This is a genomic window from Rhizomicrobium palustre (assembly GCF_011761565.1).
In the GTDB taxonomy this organism is placed as follows: Bacteria; Pseudomonadota; Alphaproteobacteria; order Micropepsales; family Micropepsaceae; genus Rhizomicrobium; species Rhizomicrobium palustre.
On record NZ_JAASRM010000001.1, the window covers coordinates 1561527 to 1585288 of the forward strand.

25 protein-coding genes are annotated in these 23762 nt (G+C 60.0%); 13 read left to right on the top strand and 12 right to left on the bottom strand.

What is annotated here, in order from left to right:
- Positions 1-12: 12 nt before the first annotated feature.
- A complete protein-coding gene (locus FHS83_RS07065; RefSeq protein WP_167082241.1) occupies positions 13-510 on the bottom strand; it encodes a disulfide bond formation protein B in 498 nt (165 codons plus the stop codon).
- Between the two features lie 230 nt (positions 511-740).
- On the opposite strand from FHS83_RS07065, the gene FHS83_RS07070 reads away from it, so the two are divergent.
- The gene (locus FHS83_RS07070) at positions 741-1466 is read left to right on the top strand and encodes a M48 family metallopeptidase (protein WP_167082243.1); all 726 of its coding nucleotides are present in this window, start codon (positions 741-743) and stop codon (positions 1464-1466) included.
- A gap of 26 nt (positions 1467-1492) precedes the next feature.
- On the opposite strand, the gene FHS83_RS07075 is transcribed toward FHS83_RS07070, so the two are convergent.
- From FHS83_RS07075 to FHS83_RS07085, 3 genes are all read right to left on the bottom strand, one after another.
- Complete coding sequence (locus tag FHS83_RS07075; protein ID WP_167082245.1) at positions 1493-3469, bottom strand: transglycosylase domain-containing protein; 1977 nt, start codon at positions 3467-3469, stop codon at positions 1493-1495.
- A 132-nt stretch (positions 3470-3601) separates the two neighbouring features.
- Complete coding sequence (locus tag FHS83_RS07080; RefSeq protein ID WP_167082247.1) at positions 3602-4516, bottom strand: GIN domain-containing protein; 915 nt, start codon at positions 4514-4516, stop codon at positions 3602-3604.
- 177 nt (positions 4517-4693) lie between these two features.
- Complete coding sequence (locus tag FHS83_RS07085; protein WP_167082249.1) at positions 4694-5377, bottom strand: response regulator transcription factor; 684 nt, start codon at positions 5375-5377, stop codon at positions 4694-4696.
- A gap of 72 nt (positions 5378-5449) precedes the next feature.
- On the opposite strand from FHS83_RS07085, the gene ribA reads away from it, so the two are divergent.
- A complete protein-coding gene (ribA, locus tag FHS83_RS07090) occupies positions 5450-6532 on the top strand; it encodes a GTP cyclohydrolase II (RefSeq protein WP_167082251.1) in 1083 nt (360 codons plus the stop codon).
- A gap of 122 nt (positions 6533-6654) precedes the next feature.
- A complete protein-coding gene (locus FHS83_RS07095; RefSeq protein WP_167082253.1) occupies positions 6655-7209 on the top strand; it encodes a hypothetical protein in 555 nt (184 codons plus the stop codon).
- Here FHS83_RS07095 and FHS83_RS07100 read toward each other — a convergent pair.
- A complete protein-coding gene (locus tag FHS83_RS07100) occupies positions 7203-7880 on the bottom strand; it encodes a YggS family pyridoxal phosphate-dependent enzyme (protein WP_167085330.1) in 678 nt (225 codons plus the stop codon). The two genes, FHS83_RS07095 and FHS83_RS07100, sit on opposite strands and share 7 nt — an antisense overlap.
- A 46-nt stretch (positions 7881-7926) precedes the next feature.
- Between FHS83_RS07100 and FHS83_RS07105 the strand changes: the two genes are divergently transcribed.
- Positions 7927-8490, top strand: coding sequence for a thiamine phosphate synthase (locus FHS83_RS07105; RefSeq protein WP_167082255.1), 564 nt, complete (start codon positions 7927-7929; stop codon positions 8488-8490).
- Here the strand turns inward: FHS83_RS07105 and FHS83_RS07110 are convergent.
- Positions 8476-9021, bottom strand: a complete 546-nt coding sequence (locus FHS83_RS07110) for a hypothetical protein (RefSeq protein WP_167082257.1) — start codon at positions 9019-9021, stop codon at positions 8476-8478. The two genes, FHS83_RS07105 and FHS83_RS07110, sit on opposite strands and share 15 nt — an antisense overlap.
- A 358-nt stretch (positions 9022-9379) precedes the next feature.
- On the opposite strand from FHS83_RS07110, the gene pyrE reads away from it, so the two are divergent.
- On the top strand, positions 9380-9934 hold the full coding sequence (pyrE, locus tag FHS83_RS07115; protein WP_167082259.1) for an orotate phosphoribosyltransferase: 555 nt from the start codon (positions 9380-9382) through the stop codon (positions 9932-9934).
- Positions 9935-10093: 159 nt separating this feature from the next.
- Here pyrE and FHS83_RS07120 read toward each other — a convergent pair whose 3' ends face one another.
- On the bottom strand, positions 10094-11272 hold the full coding sequence (locus FHS83_RS07120; protein WP_167082261.1) for a porin: 1179 nt from the start codon (positions 11270-11272) through the stop codon (positions 10094-10096).
- Between the two features lie 168 nt (positions 11273-11440).
- On the opposite strand from FHS83_RS07120, the gene FHS83_RS07125 reads away from it, so the two are divergent.
- From FHS83_RS07125 to holA, 4 genes are all read left to right on the top strand, one after another.
- The gene (locus FHS83_RS07125; protein ID WP_167082263.1) at positions 11441-11896 is read left to right on the top strand and encodes a DUF3576 domain-containing protein; all 456 of its coding nucleotides are present in this window, start codon (positions 11441-11443) and stop codon (positions 11894-11896) included.
- Positions 11897-12134: 238 nt separating this feature from the next.
- Positions 12135-14666 (top strand): leucine--tRNA ligase, encoded by a 2532-nt coding sequence (leuS, locus tag FHS83_RS07130; RefSeq protein ID WP_167082265.1) that lies wholly within the window; start codon positions 12135-12137, stop codon positions 14664-14666.
- A complete protein-coding gene (lptE, locus tag FHS83_RS07135; RefSeq protein WP_167082267.1) occupies positions 14663-15199 on the top strand; it encodes an LPS assembly lipoprotein LptE in 537 nt (178 codons plus the stop codon). Before leuS ends, lptE begins: the two co-directional genes overlap by 4 nt.
- Positions 15200-15380: 181 nt before the next feature.
- Positions 15381-16406 (top strand): DNA polymerase III subunit delta, encoded by a 1026-nt coding sequence (gene holA / locus FHS83_RS07140; RefSeq protein WP_167082269.1) that lies wholly within the window; start codon positions 15381-15383, stop codon positions 16404-16406.
- On the opposite strand, the gene FHS83_RS07145 is transcribed toward holA, so the two are convergent.
- Positions 16403-17356 (bottom strand): FRG domain-containing protein, encoded by a 954-nt coding sequence (locus FHS83_RS07145; RefSeq protein WP_167082271.1) that lies wholly within the window; start codon positions 17354-17356, stop codon positions 16403-16405. The two genes, holA and FHS83_RS07145, sit on opposite strands and share 4 nt — an antisense overlap.
- A 44-nt stretch (positions 17357-17400) precedes the next feature.
- Here FHS83_RS07145 and hisF point away from each other — a divergent pair, with 44 nt between their 5' ends.
- The 3 genes from hisF to FHS83_RS07160 are packed head-to-tail and all read left to right on the top strand — an operon-like array spanning position 17401 to position 19494.
- Complete coding sequence (hisF, locus tag FHS83_RS07150; RefSeq protein ID WP_167082273.1) at positions 17401-18162, top strand: imidazole glycerol phosphate synthase subunit HisF; 762 nt, start codon at positions 17401-17403, stop codon at positions 18160-18162.
- Between the two features lie 39 nt (positions 18163-18201).
- On the top strand, positions 18202-19143 hold the full coding sequence (locus FHS83_RS07155) for a CHAD domain-containing protein (protein ID WP_167082275.1): 942 nt from the start codon (positions 18202-18204) through the stop codon (positions 19141-19143).
- A gap of 27 nt (positions 19144-19170) precedes the next feature.
- Positions 19171-19494 (top strand): hypothetical protein, encoded by a 324-nt coding sequence (locus FHS83_RS07160; RefSeq protein WP_167082277.1) that lies wholly within the window; start codon positions 19171-19173, stop codon positions 19492-19494.
- A gap of 359 nt (positions 19495-19853) precedes the next feature.
- Here FHS83_RS07160 and FHS83_RS07165 read toward each other — a convergent pair whose 3' ends face one another.
- A complete protein-coding gene (locus tag FHS83_RS07165; RefSeq protein WP_167082279.1) occupies positions 19854-20333 on the bottom strand; it encodes a SecDF P1 head subdomain-containing protein in 480 nt (159 codons plus the stop codon).
- Between the two features lie 192 nt (positions 20334-20525).
- On the opposite strand from FHS83_RS07165, the gene FHS83_RS07170 reads away from it, so the two are divergent.
- Positions 20526-21179 carry a glyoxalase superfamily protein gene (locus FHS83_RS07170; protein WP_167082281.1) on the top strand — a complete coding sequence of 218 codons (654 nt, stop codon included), beginning with the start codon at positions 20526-20528 and terminating at the stop codon, positions 21177-21179.
- Positions 21180-21213: 34 nt separating this feature from the next.
- On the opposite strand, the gene FHS83_RS07175 is transcribed toward FHS83_RS07170, so the two are convergent.
- The 3 genes from FHS83_RS07175 to tsaD all read right to left on the bottom strand — a co-directional run bounded on the left by FHS83_RS07175 (position 21214) and on the right by tsaD (position 23715).
- Positions 21214-21819, bottom strand: coding sequence for a histidine phosphatase family protein (locus FHS83_RS07175; RefSeq protein WP_167082282.1), 606 nt, complete (start codon positions 21817-21819; stop codon positions 21214-21216).
- A 61-nt stretch (positions 21820-21880) separates the two neighbouring features.
- Positions 21881-22675 carry an exodeoxyribonuclease III gene (xth, locus tag FHS83_RS07180; protein WP_167082284.1) on the bottom strand — a complete coding sequence of 265 codons (795 nt, stop codon included), beginning with the start codon at positions 22673-22675 and terminating at the stop codon, positions 21881-21883.
- On the bottom strand, positions 22672-23715 hold the full coding sequence (gene tsaD, locus FHS83_RS07185; RefSeq protein ID WP_167082286.1) for a tRNA (adenosine(37)-N6)-threonylcarbamoyltransferase complex transferase subunit TsaD: 1044 nt from the start codon (positions 23713-23715) through the stop codon (positions 22672-22674). Before tsaD ends, xth begins: the two co-directional genes overlap by 4 nt.
- Positions 23716-23762 lie beyond the last annotated feature (47 nt).

The following is a 23762-nucleotide window of genomic DNA, read 5'->3' on the forward strand; positions in this document are numbered from 1 at the left end:
ATGGCTCCTTGCCTATTTCGCCCAAGCATAGGGAAGTTTGATCACCTTGGTCAAAAGCAGACCGCTGATCAGGGCGACACCTGTCGAGAACAGGAAATTGAAGCCCGCCAGCGAAAGACCGAACAAGCGGAAGGCCGGTGTATCGCAACGCACTACCGGCGCGTTGAGATCCATCTTCGCGGAGAGGACGAAGCGCGGCCCCGTGCAACTTTCCGGGCCCGCGACGATTTTCCACTCCACCAAGGCCTGATAGCCACCGATCAATGCGGTCGCGAGGATCATCACAATCGCGATCCATACGAGCAAGCGCAGCGCATCGCGGTCGATCACCCGCGTGTAATACAGGATCACGCCTCCCAATCCGGCCACAATGGCGCCATCATGCGGCCAACGCTGCCAGTGACACATCTCACACGGCAACACGCCGAGCACATATTGAAAAAATAGCGCCCCCAGGATCATCGCAAGCGAATAGGAGCCGGCCAGTATCGCGACTTTGTCCTCACGCAAGGCACGTTTCCCTTTTTATGAAGATATGAAGATTCATGAAGAGAACATAGAATGATGGGTAAGAGATTTATCCCTTGACCCAGGATTCTATCTGAAATCGAAGCCTCGAGGCATTACAAAGTCAACATAGGTCCCGCACATTTTTCTTGCCAGACTCCCAGTGAACGCTAGAAAGAACAGGAAGAAGCGTGGACCGCGCGCTCTATCAGCAAAGGGTTTCAGGATCGTCGATGCCAAAGCGTGTGGCAAAAAGTATTGTGCGCCGCGAGCTTCTGAAGATCGATGGCCGTGATGTGGAATTGGGCGTGAAGCTTAATCCGCAAGCGCGTCGCCTGATCGTGAAAGTGCATCCTACCAGCGGCGAAGTGATCGTCATTGCGCCGTCCAAGCGCGCGCTGGATCGCGCGGTGGAGTTTGCCCGCGGTGAAGCTGATTGGATCGCCAAGCAGCTCGCCCAGGTGCCGAGTCGCGTGCTTCTCACTCCGGGCGCGCATTTTCCCTATCGCGGTAAGGATTATGCGATTCAGCGCGGCGAAGAAGGCCCGGTTACCGTTGAGGAAGGCCAACATCTGATGCGGGTGTCTGGCCGTCTGGAACATGCCCCGCGACGTATCGTGGATTTTCTGAAAAAACAGGCGAAACGCGAGTTCGAGGCCAAGGCCTTTGACTATGCCGCAAAGATCGGCCTGAAGCCGTCGCGTATCACGGTGCGCGATACCGCCAGCCGCTGGGGCTCCTGCTCCTCGACCCGCTCGCTCTCTTTCTCCTGGCGCCTCGTGATGGCGCCCACCTTCGTACTCGATTACGTGGTGGCGCATGAAGTGGCGCATATGAAGGAAATGAACCACGGCGAGAATTTCTGGCGCATCGTGAAAAGCCTGGTCGGCGATGTGCGTCGCCCGCAGGCCTGGCTGCGCCAGCACGGCGCGGGCCTGCACCGCTATCGCGCGCGGTAAAGCCTTTCTCGCTTAACTCCTAAAACTTAGGTGCCAAACAAACGGTCCAGCAATTGCTGGAAATTATCCGGTTTTTTCGCCGGCTGTTTTTGCGCGGTTTGCGGCTGATCGGACTGTTCTTGTTGCGGCGCTTCCGGCGCTGGTGCCCCGATCTGCGCGCCTGGCAAAGGCCGCACGGGCAAGCCCGCTTCGGCGCTCGCCATGAAATCATGGAAAATCCGCGCCGGCAGCTTGCCGCCGGTGCCCTTGTTCATCGTCGAATTGTCGTCATTACCAATCCAGACGCCGCAGACAAGATCGGCAGAAAAGCCCATGAACCAAGCATCGCGATAATCCTGCGTGGTGCCGGTTTTGCCCGCCACGGGGCGGTCACCCAAATTCGCCGCCTTGCCGGTGCCGGTCAGAACCACTTCGCGCATCAACTCGGTCATTTGGGAGAGATTTTCCGGCGCTATCACCTGAGACGCATCAGATTGGGTTCGCTGCCACAGCACCTTGCCGGATTTGCTGCGAATACGAACAATGCCATGGGGCGAAACGCCAAGCCCGCCATTGGCAAAAGGCGCGTAAGCGGCGGTGAGCTCCAAAGGTGTGACCACGCTGGTGCCGAGCGCCAAGGAGGCGACAGCCTGCAACGGGGTTTCAACGCCAAGCCGCTTGGCCGTGCGCGCCACCGCCTTGGGCGTGACCTCCTGGGTGAGCTGCACCGCGATGGAATTGGAGGAATGGGCGAAGGCTTCGCGCAAAGAAATATCGCCGCGATATTTGCCTTCGTAATCTTCCGGCTTCCAGCCGCGAATATCGACCGGCCCATCATGCATGACATCGCTGGGGCGGCGGCCATGTTCGAAGGCTGAGAGATAGACAAACGCCTTGAAGGCCGAGCCGGGCTGGCGCAGCGCATCGGTGGCGCGGTTATAGGGGCTTTGGGAATAGGAGGCACCGCCTACCATTGCCCGCACCGCGCCGTCTGGCGTCATAGCGACAAGCACGGCTTGTGAGGCGTTGAGCTTCTCGCCGTCTTCACGCAAACCCGCCGTGACAGCGCGCTCGGCAAGCTCCTGCACATCGAGATCGAAGCTGGTGTCGACGATCACCGCTTCCTGCGGATCGCCGATATAGCCGGTGATCTGTCCCATCACCCAATCAGCGAAATAGCCTGAAGAGGGCGTGGCGGTGCCGCGTACGATGCGGGCGCGGGTGTGATCGGCATCGAGGCGCGTGGCCTCATCGATATAGCCTTCCTCTTGCATCGCCATCAGCACCACGCTGGCGCGATCATGCGAGGCATCCGGATCGGAAATTGGATTATAGCGCGCGGGCGCTTTCACCGAACCCGCCAGCATGGCCGCTTCCGGCAGCGACAGCTCACTCGCATGCTTGCCGAAGAAACGCTCGGCGGCGGCTTCGATGCCATAGACGCCCGCACCGAAATAGACCCGATTCAGATAAAGGGTGAGGATCTGATCCTTGTTGTAGCGCGACTCCAGATAGGCCGCGAGCATGGCTTCCTGGATCTTGCGGCGGAAATTGCGGTCCGGCACCAGAAAGAGATTTTTGGCGAGCTGCTGTGTCAACGTCGAGCCGCCCTGCACCACATGGCCGCTTTTGGCGTTCTCCATCGCGGCGCGCACCAGCCCAATGGGGTCAACGCCTAGATGGGAACGGAAGCGGCGGTCCTCGATGGCGATGAAGGCGTTGGGGACGTAAGAGGGCAGGGTTGTGACCTCTACCAGCACGCCTTGGGTGAGGCCACGCCGGGCAATCAGGCGGCTCCGATCATCCAGGATGGTGACGTCACGGGATGGGCCGTTGGCCATCAGCGAATTGACGTCCGGCAATTCGGAGAGAAAGCGCGAAAAGAAAATCCCGCCGAAAATCACGCCCCAGGCCGCCAACAACATCAGCACATAAGGCCAGGATGGCGGCTTTTTCGGGCGCGGCGGCTCGACGGCCCGTTCGGCAATCTCGGCCGCGCCATCTGATTTGTTCTGCCGCACCATGGACGACCTCTTGCCGGATGCAGTCTCACTCTCGAAGGGTTAATAGCCGTTAAACAAATTTCTCTGCCGGTGAAACGAAAAAGGGCCGGAACACGCCCGGCCCTTCGAAAAATATACCACTGGCGCGGTTTTTCAGCCGCCAATACTCAGCTTGGCCATGCCGTCATTGGTGAGCTTGCCGCGATAGGAGCGGATTTTCACGCTGCCCGAGCCCATGGCCTCGATCCGGGGATCAACCGCCACGCCGCCGAAGGAGACATTGCCAGACCCCATGATCTCCACCTTGAAGGGATTGGCCTCGCCATTGGCGATAGAAACCGAGCCCGAGCCAGCGATGGAGGCGCTGGCAGGACCATTGACGCTTTGGGCCGAGAAATCGCCCGAACCGGCGATATCGACATTGATGCCGCCACCGCGGACATTGCCGACGGAAATGGAGCCCGAACCCGCGATATCGGCCTTCACCCGGCTCACATCGCCGACGCGGATATTGCCCGAACCCGCGGTATCGATATCTGCATCGCCCGCAACATTGCCGACAGAGAGCTTGCCAGAGCCCGCCATATCAAGCTTGGCCGTGGCGACATTGCCGACCACGCTATCGGTATGACCCTGAACCGAGAAGGCGAGCGGGCCCATGGTGTCGCCGATGCGGACATTGCCCGCCGAAACGTCGGCATCAATCGGCGTGCCGCGCGGCACTGCGATGCGGATTTGAATCTGATCGGGCCGGATGCGGCCGCCATGGGAGAAATCGAACCAGTGCTTCCAATCCCAGACCTGGCCCGAGCCTTCGGTCTGCACCTTGACCGTGCCGCCGCGCATCGAGACATGAACTTTGCTGACCCGGTCGGGATCGCCGCTCACCTGCACCGCAATCGGACCAGCATCCTTCACATCGACCTGAATATTGCCGACCAGATTTTCCAGCTTGAGGTTGCGGGCGTCGAAGGATTGCCAGGACCCGTTGACCCAGCCCGCCGCATTGGCAGGCAGGAAAAGCGCGAGGGCAACGGCGCCGCCGATCATGGCCGATTTGATGCGCATGGTGATCTCCACCCCGATAAAACTATCTGCAAGCTACAAATAGGCGGTTGCCACTCTTAAGCACAGACAGGCAATTTCGCAGAGCCCGCCTGCCCTCGTGGAAGAGCTATAAACTAGTGCCGCACGCGACGGGAAGATATCGAAAATACCGACCGGCTTCAGATACTTAGGCGTCTTTTACGGCATCAGCTTATAGCCGCCGCTTTCGGTCACCAGAATCCGCGCCTCGCCGGGATTTTCCTCGATCTTCTGGCGCAGACGATAGATGTGCGTCTCCAGCGTGTGGGTGGTGACGGCGGGGTTATAACCCCAAACCTCATTGAGCAGGGTTTCGCGCGGAACCGTGTCCCCCACCCGGTAGAGGAATTTCAGGATATTGGTTTCCTTTTCCGTCAGGCGGATTTTGCGCGCCTTGTCGTCCTGCAACAGCTTGGCGCTGGGCCGGAAGGTGTAGGGGCCGATCTTGTACATCGCCTCTTCACTGCGGTCGTGGCTGCGCAAATGGGCATGCAGGCGCGCCATCAAGACGGCAAAGCGGAAGGGTTTGGTGATGTAATCATTGGCGCCCGAGGAAAGGCCGCGGATAGTGTCCTCATCGGTATCGACCGCCGTCAGCAGCACGATCGGGCAGGTGACGCCTTTTTCGCGCAGCTCGCGGCAGAGATCGCGGCCATCGCCATCCGGCAGGCCGACATCGAGGATCATGAACTCGTAAAGCCCTTCGCCCGCCGCCACACGCGCAGAGGCGAGATCGCCCGCCGTGACGACCTCATAAGTGCCTTCCTGGGCCAGCTGTTCGGCCAAAGAGGCGCTCAGCATGGCATCGTCTTCCACCAAGAGAATGCGCTTGGCGCTGGTCATGGTCTTTTCCTTGGGGTGGCGAAGCAGCCAGAGTCTATCCGGTTTCCGCCCCCCGGTGTATGGGTGGGCATCATGCCCACATTCTCGAAATCCAAAGCCCCCCGCCAAACGCCACAGGCTGCGATTGACCGTCTGGCCGCCGCCATTGATGCCTTACGGGCCGGGCGGGGCGTAACCATCGCGGAACGGGCCGAGGTGACCGTTTATGCGGCGGAGGCACTTAGGCCTAATACCTTGAAAAAGCTGGAAAAGCCAGCGCTGATCCTGAGCCATGCCAGGGCGCGCACCCTGAAGATCCGGCTCTATACGCCGGAAATCATCGCCCTGCCGATCAAGAAGGATATGGGCGTGGAGGATATCCGCGCCATTGCCGACCCAACCACCGACCTCGACCGCCCCATGAAAGGGCCGTTTCAGGCCCTGCGCACCAAATTGCCCAAGGCCTATGGTGCGGCGGTCACCCTGACCAAGCTCGCCGGGCTTTTACCGGCCGCCGTGGTGGTGAAAGGCGGGTTTGGGAAGGGACCGAAACTCTCAATAGGCGAAATCACCGATTATGAACTGGAAGCCGCTGCCGGGCTTTCCATTGTGGCGCGCGCGCGCGTGCCCTTGGAGGGCGCCGAAAAGACCGAGCTTGTCGCCTTCCGCGCCGCCGATGGCGCGCCGGAGAATTACGCAATTGTGATCGGCGACCCGCGCGATCCGGTGCTGACAAGGATGCATTCGGAATGCTTCACCGGCGACCTTCTGGGCTCGCTCAAATGCGATTGCGGGCCGCAGCTTCGCGGCGCCATTACCACCATCGCCAAGGCAGGCGGCGGGGTGGTGCTGTACCTCGCCCAGGAAGGGCGCGGCATTGGGTTGATCAACAAGCTGCGCGCCTATCGCCTGCAGGATCAGGGGTTCGACACCATTGAAGCCAATGAACGGTTGGGTTTCGAGGCCGATGAACGGGTTTATGCTGTGGCCGCAAGGATGCTGAGCTTGCTCGGCTTCAAGAAAGTGCGCCTTCTCACCAACAACCCAGACAAGATCGCGGCGCTCGACCATGCCGGAATTGAGGTGGTGGAGCGCGTCCCCCATGCGTTTCCCAGCAACAGCCACAACGCGGCTTATCTCAGAACCAAGGCGCTAAAGGCCGGGCATTTGCTGTAGGCCCCGACCCGGCACCAACGCCCAGCCTCTCTCGCAAACGGCAGATTTTGCCGGTCAGGCGCGATGCAACCTGCTGTAATTGCTGAACCGCGCCCTGGCACATTGCTTGCCACAGATGGGATATGCCGGGAATCAACTACTCCGCTCACCAGTACAACCCCATCGCCCAGGGGTCAGGGGCGGCCTATGCCTCGGCCAAGGCGGCGTCGGATGCGGCTTCGGCTGGGTTGGCGGCTTCGGGCGAGAAAAAAGACGACGGCTTTAGCTTTGGCGACCTGCTCGACATCGTCAATCCGCTGCAGCACATCCCGGTGGTATCAACCCTTTACCGTCACCTCACCGGCGACAAAATCGGCACCTTTGCCAAGCTGGCGGGGGACACGCTCTATGGCGGCTGGACGGGGCTCGCCTTCTCGGCAGCCGACAGCGCTTATAAGGAAATCAGCGGTAAGACGGTGGGCGATACGGTCTATGCCATGGTGATCGGCGATGACACGCCCAAAACCGCCATCGCGGACGCCAATACGCCAGTGGCCGTAAAACCTGCGCGTTCCGAGCCGAGCCTCGAAGGTCTGGCCGATACCGTCAGCGAAACCGTGGGCGACATCGCGCGCCAGACCGGCGAAGGGGCTGCCCGGGCCTATCGCGCTGCAGGACATCTGCTCGCTGCTTACTGATCTTGGGAATAATCCCGAGCCCCGAAAATCGCCGTGCCAACCCGCACATGCGTGGCCCCGAAGCGGATAGCGATATCGAAATCATCGCTCATGCCCATGGAAAGCAGCGGCAGACCGGCGTCCTCCGCCAGAGTCTTCAGGAGCCCGAAATAAGGAGCTGGCGCTTGATCCACCGGCGGCACACACATCAAGCCTTGCACATTGAGGCCGAGGCTGCGGGATTCTTCGACCAGCGCCAGGGTTTGCTTGGGCGCGACGCCCGATTTCTGCGCTTCCTCGCCGATATTGACCTGCACGAAGAGAGCCGGGTTCTTGCCCTGCTTGTCGCATTCGGCCTTCAAGGCGTGGGCGAGCTTGATGCGATCCAGCGAATGAATGGCATCGAACAGCGCGACCGCTTCCTTGGCCTTATTGGTCTGAAGCCCGCCAATCATATGAAGTTCGAGATCGGGATATTCGGCTTTCAGCGCCGGGAACTTTCCTTGCGCCTCCTGCACCTTGCTCTCGCCGAAGAGGCGGTGACCGGCCAGAAGGGCTTCGCGCACCGCCTCGGCGGGGTGGGTTTTGGACACCGCGATGAGGTGGGTGGCGGGCGCGGGCTTAAGCGCGGCTTTGCGCGCTGTCTCGATGCGGCGGTTTATTTCGGCTAGGTTGGCGGCGATGGCAGACATGGTTGGGAGCGATAGCGCCGCAAGGCGGAAGCTGGCAAGGGCGGCGATGCGGCTTTCCGCCCATCGGGCGCTTGGCATCCCGCCACTGATCCTTTTGACCGATGACACCCGTCTTCCCGATCCGGTGGCCGCCGCCACGGCCTTGCCCAAGGGGGCCATGGTGATTGTGCGGGCAAAAGAAGCGGGGCGGCGGGAAATGCTCGCCCTGGCGTTGCGGGAAATCGCGCGGCGGCGGGGGTTATTTCTGCTGATCGCGGGCGATGCGGCTTTGGCGCGGAAGATCGGCGCGGACGGGGTGCATTTGCCGCAGGCGCGTATAGGCGAAGCCGCAGGACTGAAAGCGCGCTGGCCGGAGGTGATCGTGACAGCCTCGGCGCATGATTTTGGCGCGGGGATAAGGGCGGGGGCGGTGGATGCGCTGCTCCTCTCGGCGGTATTTCCGACCCAAAGCCATCCGGGCCGGGGCGTGCTCGGAGCGGCACGGGCCAATCTGATGGCGGCGCAGATGCCCCTTCCAGTTTATGCCCTGGGGGGGGTTTCCGCTGAAAATGCGGATTTGCTCTATGGGTTTTCGGGGATTGCCGCCATCGGGGCGCTATCGAACAGCTAAAGCGTTCTCATCTTTTAGGTCAGCGGCTGGAACTGTACCTAGAGGTCGAATTACTTCGGGCGCTTCGGGATCAGATGAAACATTATAGCGCCCAATACACTGATTAATTTGGGTCATATTGATAGAGGCGAACTTGTAAAGCTCACAGAATGTGCCTTCACCCGTCACGCTATTTTTCAAAAGCTCGCTAAGTGACGGTTGGGTTTTTAAGTACGCGTAACACTCGGCCAAGAATGGCTCGACCATCTTTCGTGTAGCAGCCTGAATCAGTTTGTCATTTACACCGACAGCCAGTGCCTCGAGCAGATTCAGAAGTTCTCGAAATTCAAATTCCTTCTTGTCATCAGGCGCGTCGCGAACTTGTCGAAGAGCCTGTCCAACCTGAAAAACAACAGTTAGGCAAGAGTTGAAATCATAGGATTTTTCCGCTGCTAGCGTTACGCGGTGGTTTGCCCACGCGATAAACAACGTAATCGCGGCAGTGAAACCTGAGGCGATTGCCGCGACAGCAGCCCAGAAGTTAGCATCCAAGACGGGATTTCACTTATTTGGTTTTTGAGTAGAGCTAGAGGTAGTGGGTGTTTGCGCCGTCGATTGCGACGGCTGAGGCGCTGGCTTGGACGCGACCGTTTGGAAATTAGCACTGCTCATCGAATCTCCAATTGCCCTGAAATTCCCGGTGGAAAATGTCTTCTGAACGCTCATGCGTGGGGGGCGATTGGCTGGCTCCTTGCTCATACAGTTTTTCCTTCGGTTGGAATCGCCTGTTTCTACATGATTTAGCCACATTTTGCCACCGACCCGCGGTGATCTCTCAACGGAGAAATAGGGGATTGACCCTGCCCGCCCGCATGGGGATGTTCGGGCCGTATTTTGCCCGGAGTGTTCCATGTCCGAAGTTGCCGAACAGCTGATTGCCGTGATCAAGGAACGCTCCTACCGGCGCGGGAAGTTCAAGCTCGCCAGCGGGGCGGAGAGCGAATTCTACTTCAACCTGAAGCCGACCATGATGTCGCCCAAAGGGGCTTATCTCTCGGCCAAGGCGCTGCTGGAGAAAATCCGCGAAGTGGACGGGATCGATTATGTCGGCGGGCTCGAAATGGGCGCGGTGCCGGTGATCGCCTCGCTCGCGGCGCTGTCTTTCGAGGACGGCAAGCCGGTCAACACCTTCTTTGTGAGGAAGCAGCCGAAGGATCACGGCACCCAGGATCTGGTCGAAGGCCTCGCCATTGGCGAAAGCCTTTCGGGCAAGCACGTCATCATCATCGATGATGTGGCGACCACGGGCGGCTCCATCGTCAAAGCCGCCGAAGCGGCGCGCAAGGCTGGTGCGATTGTCGATTATGCGCTGGTGATTTTGGACCGCGAAGAAGGCGGCACCGAAAACCTCGCCGCGGCGGGGATGAAACTGCTTTCCGCGTTGAAGAAGAGCGATTTTCTGTAAGAACTTCACCTCCCCCTTGCGGGAAGGTCGATCCGTCGTAGCGCAGCATAGACGGATCGGGTGGGGGTAAGCGGATGGAGCGAGCTCCCCACCCGGATCGCTTCGCTCTCCGCTCGCACGCTGGCGCTACTCGCCCCGGCGAGGGGGAGGTAAAAGCGCTTACCCCCCCACCTTGAACTTCAGATGCACGAAGGCGGCGCTCATCGCGAGGCGTTTGGAGCCGTCATAGAAGCTGCCGAGGTTGCGGTCGTAGACGTGTTCCTGCCAGCCGGTGGTGAGCTGCCAATTGGTGTCGATGGTATAGCCGAGCTGCACCTGCCAGGCTTTGATCCCGATCACCGGGCCAGCCATACCGCCATCGGCGGTGCCGCGGCCATATTCGCCGGTGAGGCTGTAATCGCCATAGGAGAGCGTGGAGCTTAGATGCCCGCTTTCGGTGGCGCCGCTGGTCCGCGCGTCATAGATATCGAAAGCGAAGGTATTGGCGCGGCGATAGCCCCCGCCAATGGCCCATTTCCAATCATCATTGATGGTGTAATCGAACTCGCTGCCGACACTCCAATCGGTCAGGCTGGCATCCTCAGCGAGCTTGCCGTCGCCATGGGCGAGCGCCACACCGCCATAGACACCGAGCGCCATCGTCTCCCATTGCTCGGAATAGGAAAGCGCCACTTCCCAGATGCTTTTCTGGCGGTTTTCCTTATGCGGACCATTGTTGAGGAAAGGAATGACCTCGCGGTTTTGCGCGGGCGTGTAGGATGCGCCGAGCTCAAAGCCCAGGATGCGCGGGGTGTAATAAGAGATCTTGGCGTAGTTCAGCGAGGAATTGGTGGCGCTGGAAAAATCGAACAGCTGGCCAAAGGCGCGCCCCGTCGAGGGGTCGATGAAGAATGTCGCGTTGGGGTTCTCGATCGAGGTGATGTCGTCCGACACCGGCCCGGTGATGGCGAGGGCATAGACCGCGCCATCGGTCATGCCGACTTCCACCGTGCCGAGGCCGGTCTGGGCCACGCCATAGACCTTCTGCACCAGGGCACCGCCGTAATTATCGTATGAGAGGCGGTCGCGCAGGACCTCGAAACTGGATTTCAAGGAGAGCGAAAGGCCGCTGTCATAATCGCGGCTCAGCTTGAGATTGACGTCCGCCGCGCCCGTGGCCCAGCGCTGATCCGCCCCGCCTGTCGCCTTGGGCAAATCCGGCGCGAAGAGAGCCCCATAGGCGATGCCCCCCACCGTCAGGGTTGCAGGGTCCAAATCCACGGTCAGGGCCGGTACAGCGGCTCCCGCAGGCGCCGCCGCCAAAAGCGCGGCCGCCGTCATCATCAATCTCGTTTTCATGGCCCCCACTATACCCGAGTTGCCCCTTTGGATCGCTAGCGCGGGGCGGGTCTGATCGTTACAGCTTGATCATAATAGGCGATTTTGTGTCAGGCCATATGACGCCGCGTTGCACGGGGACGTTCAGGCCAGTATAAGCCGGAACCTTGTTGTCTGGAGATTTCCCCAATGCGAGCCTTAACCCTTGTTGCTTGCGGCCTCATCCTGGCCGGTTGCGGGTCTTCCAACGACAACAGCAAGTATATCCAGGACGTCGATAGCGGCACCACCGCCATTGCCAGCGAAAGCGGCCAGCGCACCTTGGGTGTGAATTCCTATCTGTGGCACGCCACCCTCGACACGCTCTCCTTCCTGCCCTTGCAGTCGGAAGATCCGTTCGGCGGCGTCATCATCAGCGATTGGTACTCGGCCCCCGGCACGCCGAATGACCGCGTCAAGGTGACCGTCTACATCCTCGACCGCCGCCTGCGCGCCGACGGGCTCAAGATCGCCGTCTTCCGCCAGACCAAATCGGCTGAAGGCTGGGTCGACGCGGCCGCCAATCCCGAGACCGCCACCAAGCTGACGGACGCCATTCTGACGCGCGCCCGCGAGCTTCGCCTGGCTGCCCGCCCCGGCGGCTGATCACTGCCTCTCTACCGATCCGTCATGGCCGGGCTCCGACCCGGCCATCCAGAACGGCTAGGCAAACCCCGATAGATTTCTCGTCGCAAAGAGATGGATGACCGGGTCAAGCCCGGTCATGACGAGCAGGGCTGCGGAGCAGGGTGACGATTTGATTGGCAGATCCCCACTCTAAAGGCTGGAATCGGCGGCGCTTTTGCCGCAAAACACCCGCCTTTGATAAAGGGTCACGACTCCTATGGCGCGCTATAACGCAAAAGATTCCGAAAAGCGCTGGCAACAGGCCTGGAATGCCGCCGACGTCTTCAAGACGCCGGAAACGCATGACAAGCCCAAATGCTATGTCCTGGAGATGTTCCCCTATCCGTCCGGGCGCATCCATATCGGCCACGTGCGCAACTACACCATGGGCGACGTGCTGGCGCGCTTCAAACGCAGCCAAGGCTTCAACGTGCTGCACCCGATGGGCTGGGATGCTTTCGGCCTTCCTGCCGAAAACGCCGCCCGCGAAAAGCACGTGAACCCGCGCGACTGGACCTACGACAATATCGCCAACATGAAAGAGCAGCTGAAGCTGATGGGCCTCAGCCTCGACTGGAGCCGCGAGTTCGCCACCTGCGATGTCGGCTATTTCTCCCGTCAGCAGAAGCTGTTCCTCGATTTCTATCGCGAGAACCTGGTCTATCGCTCGGAAGCCGATGTGAACTGGGACCCGGTCGACATGACCGTGCTCGCCAATGAGCAGGTGATCGATGGCCGCGGCTGGCGTTCGGGCGCTTTGGTCGAGCGCAAGAAGCTGTCCCAGTGGTTTTTGAAGATCACCGCCTATTCGCAGGAACTCTTGGAAGCCCTCGACGGTTTGGAGCGCTGGCCGGAAAAGGTCCGGCTGATGCAGAAGAACTGGATCGGCAAATCCGAAGGCCTGCGCCTCAACTTCACGCTGTCGGATGCGCGCAAGCTCGAAATCTTCACCACGCGCCCCGACACATTGTTCGGTGCGAGCTTTGTCGCGATCTCGCCTGATCATCCGCTGACCGAAGAACTCGCCAAGACCAATCCGGCACTGGCCGAGTTCCAAGCTGAGTGCCGCCGTTTGGGCACCGCCGAAGAGACCATCGAAAAGGCCGAGAAGCTGGGCTTCGATACCGGCCTGACCGCGACGCATCCCTTCGATTCCAATTGGAAGCTGCCGGTCTATGTCGCCAATTTCGTGCTGATGGGCTATGGCACCGGCGCCATCTTCGGCTGCCCGGCGCATGACCAGCGCGACCTTGATTTCGCACGCAAATATAAGCTTTCTGTGCGCCCCGTAGTGATCCCGGAAGGTGTTGATCCCACTACTTTCGATGTCGGCGATGAGGCCTATACCGGCCCCGGCAAGCTTGCGAATTCGAGCTTCCTTGATGGGTTGCCCGTCGATGAAGCCAAGAAGACCGTGGCCGAGAAGCTGGAAGCCGACGGCGTCGGCAAGCGTACGACACAGTATCGCTTGCGCGATTGGCTGGTCTCGCGCCAGCGCCCCTGGGGCTGCCCGATCCCGATGATCCATTGCGGCAAATGCGGCGTGGTGCCGGTTCCGGAAGATCAACTGCCGGTGAAAGTGCCCGAGGACCTGACCTTCAACGTGAAGGGCAATCCGCTCGACGCGCACCCGACCTGGAAATATGTGAAGTGCCCGTGCTGCGGCGGCGACGCGCTGCGCGATACCGACACGCTCGACACCTTTGTCGACTCCTCCTGGTATTACGCGCGCTTCACCGACACCACCGCGGAAGGCCCGGTGAACAAGGCGGCGGTCGATTACTGGCTGCCCGTCGATCAGTATATCGGCGGTATCGAACACGCCATTCTGCATCTGCTCTATTCGCGCTTCTTCCTGCGCGCCATGAAGAAGGCGGGCTATGTGAAGATCGATGAGCCGTTTGCGGGCCTCTTCACCCAAGGCATGGTCTGCCACGAGACCTATAAGGACCCGGAAGGGGCCTGGCTCTCGCCCGACGAGATCGAAAAGCGCGATGGCGGCGTCTTTGTCAAAGAGACCGGCGCGAAGGTCACGGTTGGCCCTTCGGAAAAGATGTCGAAGTCCAAGAAGAACGTGGTGGCGCCCGAAACCATCATCGACGTCTATGGTGCCGACACCATCCGCTGGTTCATGCTCTCCGATACCCCGCCGGAACGCGATATCGAATGGACCGACGAGGGCGCGGATGCCTGCTGGAAGTTCGTCCAGCGCGTCTATCGCCTGGTCACCGAAGCGGGCGAACTGCCGCCGGTGGGAACCCCGGTGGAGGGCTCTTCCGAGCTTCGTCGTGCGGTGCATCGCGCCATCGCCGCGGTGACCGATGACCTTGCGGGTCTGCGCTTCAACCGCGCTGTGGCCCAGATCTATACCCTGGCCAATGCTATCGGCTCGGCCACCAAGGCCCCGGGCGCCGAAAAGCGCGAGGCATTGGAGGCGCTGACTCAGCTGGTTGGCCCGATGATGCCGCATCTGGCCGAAGATTGCTGGGAAGCCCTTGGCCATAAGGCCTTTTTGGCCACCGCGCCGTGGCCTAAGGCCATCCCCGAACTGGTCGCGGTCAGCTCTGTCACCATCGCGGTGCAGGTCAATGGCAAGCTGCGCGGCACGCTCGAAATCGCCCCGGACACCGACAAGGCCGAGGTGGAAAAGGCCGCGCTGGCGGTAGAGACTGTGCAGCGGGCCATGGAAGGCAAATCGCCGAAGAAAGTGATTGTGGTCCCCAACAGGATCGTGAACATCGTCGTATGACCAAAGCACGCGCCCTTCTGGCTGTTCTGGCCCTGCCGCTTCTGGCGGGATGCGGGTTTCGCCCCCTCTATGCCACGCCGGATATGCCCAAGGGCGCGATGCAGGCCAAGTTGCGCTCGATTTATGTCGAGCCGATCCCCGAGAAGACCGGCTATCAGATGCGTACCCGCCTGATCGATCTGATCGACGGGCAGGGCGAGGCGCGCGGCGCGAGCTATTATTTAAGGGTAAATCTCACCATTCACGCCGAAGCTATCGGCGTGCAGAGCCAGACCACAGCCAGCGGCATCACCCAAACCGCCATCACCCGTTATAACGACACGCTGAAAGCTGAGTATGAGCTGATCGATCCGGCGACGGGCAATCCCGTGACCAAAGGCGTCGAGACCGGGCTGACCGCTTACAACGTGCTCTCTTCGCCCTATGCCACCCTTGCCAATCAGCAGGATGCCGATCGGCGCGCCGCCGAGGACATCGCCGACCGCATCCGCATCAATCTGGCGGTCTATTTTGCCGAACAGGCGAAGAAGTGAGTGGGGTAGCACAAGCTGTCATCCCGGGCGGAGTGCGCGGCGCGAAGCTGCGCGCGCGTAGACCCGGGACCCACTCCACCGCATCCCAGATTTGCAAGTGGGTCCCGGATCGCGCCCACATGCCAAATTTCAAGACCGCCGGGGGCGCGTCCGGGATGACAATCTGGGCTGGGGTTTGCCCATGACCATCATTAAACCCGCCGAGGCTGACCGTTTCGCCAAGAACCCGCCGAAAAACCTGTTGGCTGTGCTGGTGTTCGGGCCGGATGCGGGGCTGGTGCGGGAACGCGCCGAAACCCTCTTAAAATCGGTGGTGGACGATCTTTCCGATCCCTTCCGGGTTTCGGACCTCGACGATGCCGCGCTCTCTGCCGATCCGGCGCGCCTTGCCGATGAAGCGGCCGCGATTTCCATGCTGGGCGGGCGGCGCGTGGTGCGGGTGCGCGGCGCAGGCAATGGCAATGCCAAAGCCTTTGAAGCCTTCCTGGACGATCCCAAGGGCGATGCCCTGATCGTGGTGGAGGGCGGCGATCTCGCCAAAGGCGCGGCGCTTCGCAAGGTTTTCGAGGAAGCGGACAATGCGGGCGCCATCGCCTGCTATCCCGATACGGCGCGCGATCTGCCCGAGGTGGTGCGCGAAGCCTTGAAAGCCGAAGGGCTTTCCATTTCGGGCGATGCGCTGGCTGATGCGGTGTCGCGGTTGGGCTCGGATCGCGGCGTGACACGGCGGGAACTCGAAAAGCTGGCGCTTTATTGCCGGGGGCAGAAAGAGGTCAGCCTGGATGATGTGCGCGCCGCCATGGGCGATGAGGCCGAGGCGCGGGTGGAAGAGGCCTGCGATGCGGCCGCTTCCGGCGACCTGAAGCGGCTCGACATCGCGCTGGAGCGGCTTTGGGCGGCGGATATTTCCCCCGTCGCGGTGGTGCGCCAGGCGCTGGGACATTTCCAGAAACTCTTGCAGGTGGTGGTCGAAATCTCGCGCGGCGACAACCCCGATTTTGCGATGAAAAAACTGCGCCCGCCGATCCATTTCTCCCGCGTGGCGAGTTTTCGGAGCCAGACCCAGCGCTGGAGCGAGGCCAAGATATTGGACGCGCTCGATCTTCTCTTCGAGGCCGAAGTCCTGTGCAAAACCACCGCCGTCCCCGCCGAAGCCGCTTTGGGCCGGGCGCTGTTCAATGTCGCGGCGATGGGGCGGGGGCGCTAATCATCGCACCCCTTACTGTATGACGGAAGCGTCGGCAGGAGCTCAATGTCGCATACGCAACTGCGTACTTCAGGAAAAAGTGCGGTCCAAGTAACACCTTCGCGCCAGAGCAATTCTATTAAGCGGTTTCGTTCCGATCCAGCTAAAACAAACTTCAACAGACGGTTTGAAAATTCGCTGTCTCGATATTTTTGCGAAATATCTAGAAATTGACCCGTCTGAATGAACTCCTCTATAGCAAACGCATTTATCGTGAATACCCCGCGTTGAGATTTCAATCTTTCGTTGGCGGCCGGGTTCCCGTACCAAATCCACATAAAACTACGATTTTCTATCTCACGCTCAGGTTCGAAGTAGGTATCGATAGCCCAGACAGCAATATCTGTCGTAGCCTGTTGCTGTAGATCGGCACATGCAAAAAATGCTGCATTTCTAGAATCATACGTCCAGTCCAACAAATTTGTTGGAAGCCCATAGTGCTGTGCAGTTGTTGTCAGATCATCGGGCTGGAGGCCGGGAAACTCAGAGAGCCACGAATTCCATTCCGATTGAATATCAAAATTGTTTAGGCCAAACCGAGGTTCCCACGGGATAAAGCCACTGACTGATGCTAGGCGCCCGAACTCCCGAAGCATGATCCTATATCCGAGCCATATAAGCCCCGCCTCTAGTAAGCTCTCACCCCGAGGCATCTTCACAATACCGGAATGCCCCATCGCCTTAGTCTTTAGTAATTCAATACGCTCTTGGATTCGGTGCTCGTGTTTTTGAGAATATTGCAACAATCGTTCGATTCCAGACGGTCGAAACGCGCTTGGTAATAGCTTCCAATCTGAGTTTGAATGGCCTCTGAATATCCAACGGTAGCCCAGCTGTGGCCCCCACCGCTTGTTCGTTAGTTTTATTTCGTCGAGAAATTCTGACGCTGAGTTGAAATTGAGTATCAGCATTTTGGTTTCCAGCGGCTATAGTCCCCACACTCTGGAGGTTACAGGTGCTCAAAATCCGCGTCATCCCCTGTCTCGATGTCAAAGACGGCCGCGTCGTCAAAGGCGTCAACTTTGTCGGCCTCAGAGACGCGGGCGATCCGGTGGAGCAGGCGCTTGTCTATGACCAGGCGGGCGCGGACGAGCTTTGCTTTCTCGACATCACCGCGAGCAACGAAAAACGCGGCATCATGCTGGATGTGGTGCGCCGCACCGCCGATGTCTGCTTCATGCCGCTGACGGTGGGCGGGGGCGTGCGCACGCTCGATGATATTCGCGCGCTGCTTCTGGCGGGGGCCGATAAGGTCTCGATCAATACCGAAGCGGTGAAGCGGCCGGAATTCGTACAGCAAGCGGCGGAGAAATTCGGCAGCCAATGCATCGTCGCCGCCATCGATGCGAAAGAAACCGCGCCCGGCAAATTCGAAATCTTCACCCATGGCGGGCGCACCCCCACCGGGCTTGATGCGGTGGCCCATGCCGCGCGGCTGGTCGATTACGGCGCGGGCGAAATCCTTCTCACCTCCATGGACCGCGACGGCACCAAGGCGGGCTATAACATCCCGCTCACCCGCGCGATTTCCGATGCCGTCTCGGTGCCGGTGATCGCTTCCGGCGGGGTCGGCACGCTCGATCACCTGGTCGAAGGGGTGCGCGATGGCGGTGCCAATGCCGTGCTCGCCGCCTCGATTTTCCATTTCGGTCAATACTCTATCGCCGAGGCAAAAAACGCCCTTGCCAGCGCCGGGATTGCCGTGCGCAATCTCTAACGGGACGGGTATCGAGAAGACCCTCCGCTGGGGTGCCTCATGAGCGAGCTTGCGCTGGATGTGAAGGTAGCCAGAAGGCTGCCAAAGCCGGTCTTTGCGCGCACACCGCTGCTCGATGGAATTGTGCCCGGGGCGGAAGCTTTCCAGGTCATTCTGTTTGAGTGCCTCGCCCATGCCAGCGCCAATGTTGCGCCAGTGGTGGAGGCACGTGACTGCACGGGCTTGCATCAACTGCGCGTCGGACTGCGGCGCTTACGCGTGGCGCTTTCCACCTTTGGCAAAGGCTTACCCGAACTTGAAGCGCTGAATGCCCGCGCCAAAACGATCTGCACCACGCTAGGGCCCGCACGCGATCTCGATGTTTTTCTCAGCGATCTTTTCGAACCCGCGGTGGCACAGCTTGGACATCAAAGCGGCTTTGAGATTTTGCGCGCCCGGGCTTTGCGGGCGCGGGAGAAGGCTTGGGGTCACGCGGTTGAAGTGGCAGCCGATCCCTCTTTCACCGCCTTTCAGGATGCAGTGGCGGCGGCGGCTTGTGCCAAGCTGTGGGATGACACGCTTGAGCTTTCGATGCTCGCGCCCGCCTATTTGGATCAGCATTTGAAACGTGCCAAGACGCGGGGGCGTGATCTCGCGGGTGCCAGCGTAGCAGAGCGCCATCGCTTACGCATCGGCCTGAAGAAGCTGCGCTACACTGCTGAGTTCTTCGCCGCCGTCTATAAACCGAAGAAGGTCGCGCGCTTCATGACGCCGCTGAAAGAGCTGCAAGACTTGCTCGGCGCCCTCAATGATGTGGCGCTGGTGCGCGGCATCTTGGGACGACTGATGCTGGAAGAAGTGAGCGACGCGCCGGTGCAAGCAGAACTCAGCCATGCCACAGGTTTACTGCTCGGCTGGCACCAATCCCGCGCCGACCAGATGATCCTCAAAACCACCAAACGCTGGAAAGCCTTTCAGAAGGCGGAGGTGTTTTGGGGGTAGGTACAAGAAACAAGAAGAGGCACTGGCATGCGGTATCTTCTCATCGCCTTGGCGTTTGCTTTCACGTCACCATCATTTGCGTTTAACGAAAAAGACTATCCGCCTCCGCCGTCACAGGGCTATGTGCCGGATGCCAGCACCGCGATCGCCATTGCGCGCTCTGTCTTGGTGCCCATCTATGGCGATACGGTGCCTAAGGATGCTGCGTTCGAGGCAAAGCGTGAGGGCGATGTTTGGCATGTCACCAGGATGCGCAAATGCCCGCCGACCGGTCTGTGTGGCGGAGCCGTAGAGAGTGTCTTCCTCTCCACGAAAGACGGACGAATCCTCGCCGCCTTCCGTGTCGACTGACCGGCGCAGTGCGCACGATCTGCCCAATAGGCAGATAGGGCTTTCTTTAACACCGCAATCTATTGATCATTGATTGTCGTGATGGCGGAGAAAAGGGAGGGGGGAGGTCCTCTCCTTGAAGACAGACACGCCGAAACGGACAAATTCAAATTTTGACATTCCAGTCCGCGTTTTTCGCCGTAAGCAACTGATAGCGCAAAGTTTTCGTCAAAAACTTCGCCGCGTCTGGGGCGCAGACTTGTCTGATTTCCATTCCCCACGAAGTCAAAGAGCCCTCTCGATGTGGGAAGCGCGACTGCCGACATCAAGAACGGCGGAACGGATTTAAGGCGGCGGACAGAAGACGGACAGGATTGCCTTCACCTGGCTGCATGGCAGGCGTGATCGGCCGCGGCTTGATTGATTTGCTTGGCCAGACCATCCGCTTTGGCTTGCTCCAGCGGCCCGACCAGAAAACCATCGAAGGTAATCGGATCGAGAATTCTCGCCGCATTAAGCACCTCGCCATCTGCGATGAAGGCAAGTGTTGCCCCAACATGGCTCTTGCTGAACTGTTGAATCCGTTGGGCGCCGTCGCGATCCAAGTTGATGTTCAGGACAATCTGGCCTTCGGTAGGACTTACATTTGCACCCGTGAAGTCAGCACTTGTCAAAAGAGGCGCCGCGTCAAGGTGCAATAACTTTCCGTCAGGACCCGACATTGTGCGAGGGCCATGGTCATCAACCACAACAAATTCCATTCGCGGGCAGGCTGGTGCAGCACTTGCAGAATTAGGCAGGCCAAACACGCAAAGCAGCAAAGCTGCAAAAAACGCCCGTTGCAAAAAAAAGCGAAACATCCTCGCCCCCTTTTAGCTGGCCTATTGGGGATATAGGTGCGGAACCTTCAACAACAAGGGAGCCTTGAAAGGGGGCGCGAATATTTGACAAGCGGCCAGGCCCTTCTTAAATTTCTTGAGCTTTCGGGATGCATCGGCTTTGGGGCCGAAAGGGCTAAGCCCGCCCGCTGAAAACTTCAGCAGGAGACAGGCATGCCCTCAATCGACTCGTTTCGTAAGCAAGCAAAATTGCTGCAACGCTGGCACCAGGCGCGCGACTATTCCGTTGGCGCCAAGGTGCGGATCTTGAAGCGCTTCGCAGATTTGAGCGATGTCGAAATCCTCGACATGGATCTGCCGCTCACTATGGCGCAGGAAATTATCGCCGTAGAAGCGGGCTTCAGCGATTGGTCATCCCTGAAGGAGAACATTGAGAAGGTTTCCGTGCCAGAAGCCATGGCGCAAGGAGAGCCGCTGTTCCGCGGAGTCGTACCCATTCTTATGGTGCGCGATGTTTCGGCGAGCGCGGCATTTTTTGAAACCAAGCTCGGCTTTATATGCGACTTCCTGCATGGCGAGCCGCCCTTTTATGGCGCGGTTTCGCGGGGAAATGTCTGCCTGCATTTGCGCCATGTCGGTGCGCCCAACTTCGCCGCGCTGGCGGCGCGAGAGACATCGCTGATCCTTGCCTCCATCGAAGTCACGAATGTCAAAGCGTTGCATGCGGAATTCGCGGCGCGGCAGGTCGAGTTTGCCCAGCATCTCACACGCCATCCCTGGGGCGGTATCGATTTTCATATCCGCGACCCTGATGGGAACGTGATTTCCTTCGTGCAATATCTGGAACCGGCGCGTTCGCAGGTTTGAGCCTTCTTTTCTGCACGCAAAGAAGGCGCGCGGATTAAAGCGCCGCCGCCTTCACCCGAAACGGCACGTTGAGTGCGGCGATGCTCGGCACCCCTCTCTCGGTAAGATTCAGGATCACCACGGCATTCACATCGAGTTCGGGCGGCATGGGGGCGGAGTGGTCCCATTGTGTTGCTATCGCATACGCGGCGCGGAGCACGCCCATATGGGCGACAGCGATGGCGTCTTCGCCTTTCGCGGCGATGTCGGTGAAGAAGTTTTGCAGCCGCGCCTGCACCTCGCCCGTGGATTCACCGCCCGGCGGGCGAAATTCCACGCCGCGTTTAGCCCCCGCCCGCTCAAATGCGTCGTCGCCATCGCGCGCGATCATCTCTGCCCGCGTCAGGCCTTCCCATTGACCCCAATTCTGCTCGATGAGGCGTGCATCCAGAATAGGATCGGTAAACCCGAGGCACTCGGCGGTTTGGCGGGCGCGCAGTTTGGGAGAGCAATAGCGCCGCGCAGTTTCAAACCCTTCAGGCGGCAGAAGCGCCGACATTTTGGCGAAGCCCGCCGCGCTCAAAGGAATGTCGATGGTGCCTTGGATACGCCCTTCAGCATTCCATTCGGTAGGTCCGTGACGCAGTAAAGCAAGTTTCATCGGCTTTTTCGGTGGGGAAATCTGGATGGCCGGGTCACGCCCGGCCATGGCGACAGGCATATCAGATGTCGAACTCAGCCATCACCGGCACATGGTCGGAGGCTTTTTCCCAGCCGCGCATTTTCTTGACGATCTTCTGGCTTTTGATGGCGCCTTTCAGCGCCTGGCTGGCCCAGATGTGATCGAGACGGCGGCCACGATCAGAAGCTTCCCAATCGGCGGCGCGATAGCTCCACCAGGAATAAATCTTTTCATTTTCCGGCACGAATTGGCGCGTGACATCGATCCAATCGAACGCGGCGGCGCAGGTTTTCAAAAGCTCGGTTTCGATCGGCGTGTGGCTGACGACATTGAGGAGCTGCTTATGGCTCCAGACGTCATGCTCCAAAGGTGCAACATTGAGATCGCCCACCAGCACCACCGGCGTCTTGGCGCTGTCTTTGCGCTTACCGAAGAAATCGGCCATGCGTTTCAAAAAATCGAGCTTGTGATCGAATTTCGGATTGAGCTTGGCATCGGGCACATCGCCGCCAGCGGGGACATAGAAATCATGCAGCTCCAACCCGTTCTCAAACGTCACACGGATTTGGCGGCAATGGCCTTCACGACAGAAATCATCGGTACCTTGGGCCGCGAAGGGAAGCTTTGAGAGAATGGCAACGCCGTTATAGCCTTTTTGTCCGTGCACGGACTGATGCTCATAACCGAGCTTGGCAAATTCCTTGGCGGGGAAAAGCTCGTTGGGGCATTTGGTTTCCTGCAGGCACAAGACATCGGGCTGGTGCTCGCGCAGGAAACGGGCGGCGAGCGGGGCGCGCAGGCGCACCGAATTGATGTTCCAGGTCGCGATCTTCATGAGACCTCATCAGGGTAGAGCGGCCAGCGCGCGCGCGCCGGGGCATCGAGGGGATCAAAAGCGCCGAGCGCGGCCCGTTCCACCCCGGCCCAGGCGATCATGGCGGCGTTATCGGTGCAAAGCTTCACCGGCGGCACGGTGAGGGAAAAGCCCTCGGCACCCGCAAGACCGGAAAGGGCCTCGCGAATTGCCCCATTGGCCGCGACCCCGCCCGCCACCACCAAACCCGGCGCGGCTTCATGGGGGAAATCGGCGCGGAACATCGCCATGGCGGCGCGCACCCGGTCGGTCAAAATGTCGATCACCGCAGCCTGGAAGGAGGCGCAGAGATCGGCGGTGTCCACTTTTTCGGCCTCGGCCAGCAGGCGGACGGCGGTTTTGAGGCCAGAAAAGGAGAAATCGGCGCCCGGGCGGCCCTTCATCGGCCGGGGCAGAGGATAGCGGGCGGGATTACCCTGCCGCGCCATCGCCTCGATCCGGGGCCCGCCTGGATAGGGTAGGCCGAGGAGTTTTGCCGTCTTATCAAAGGCTTCGCCCGCCGCATCGTCGATGGTGGTGCCATAGAGGCGGAATTTACCCGGCCCCTCCACCCCCAGAAGCTGGCAATGCCCGCCCGAGACCAGAAGCAGGAGAAGGGGAAAGGGGGCGCCATTGGAAAGCCGGGCGCTAAACCCGTGTCCTTCCAAATGATTGAGCGCAATCAGCGGCTTACCGGCGGCAAGCGCCAGGGCTTTGGCGGTGACCAGCCCCACCATCACCCCGCCGATCAGCCCCGGCCCGGCGGTGGCGGCCACCGCGTCGATTTCTGAAAGCTTCAGCCCGGCCTCGGAAAGGGCCTTGGCGACGATCTCGTCCAGAAGTTCCACATGGGCACGGGCGGCGATTTCCGGCACCACCCCGCCATAGGGCCGGTGCTCCTCGAGCTGGGAAAACACCACATTGGCGAGAATTTCCCCCGGCCCAGGCGGCGTGCCGCGCACCACCGCCGCGGCGGTCTCGTCGCAACTCGTCTCGATGCCTAAGATGGTCCAGGGCCGCAAGTTTCAGCCTGTTCTAAAACGCCGAAAGGCTGTAATCGAAAACTGAC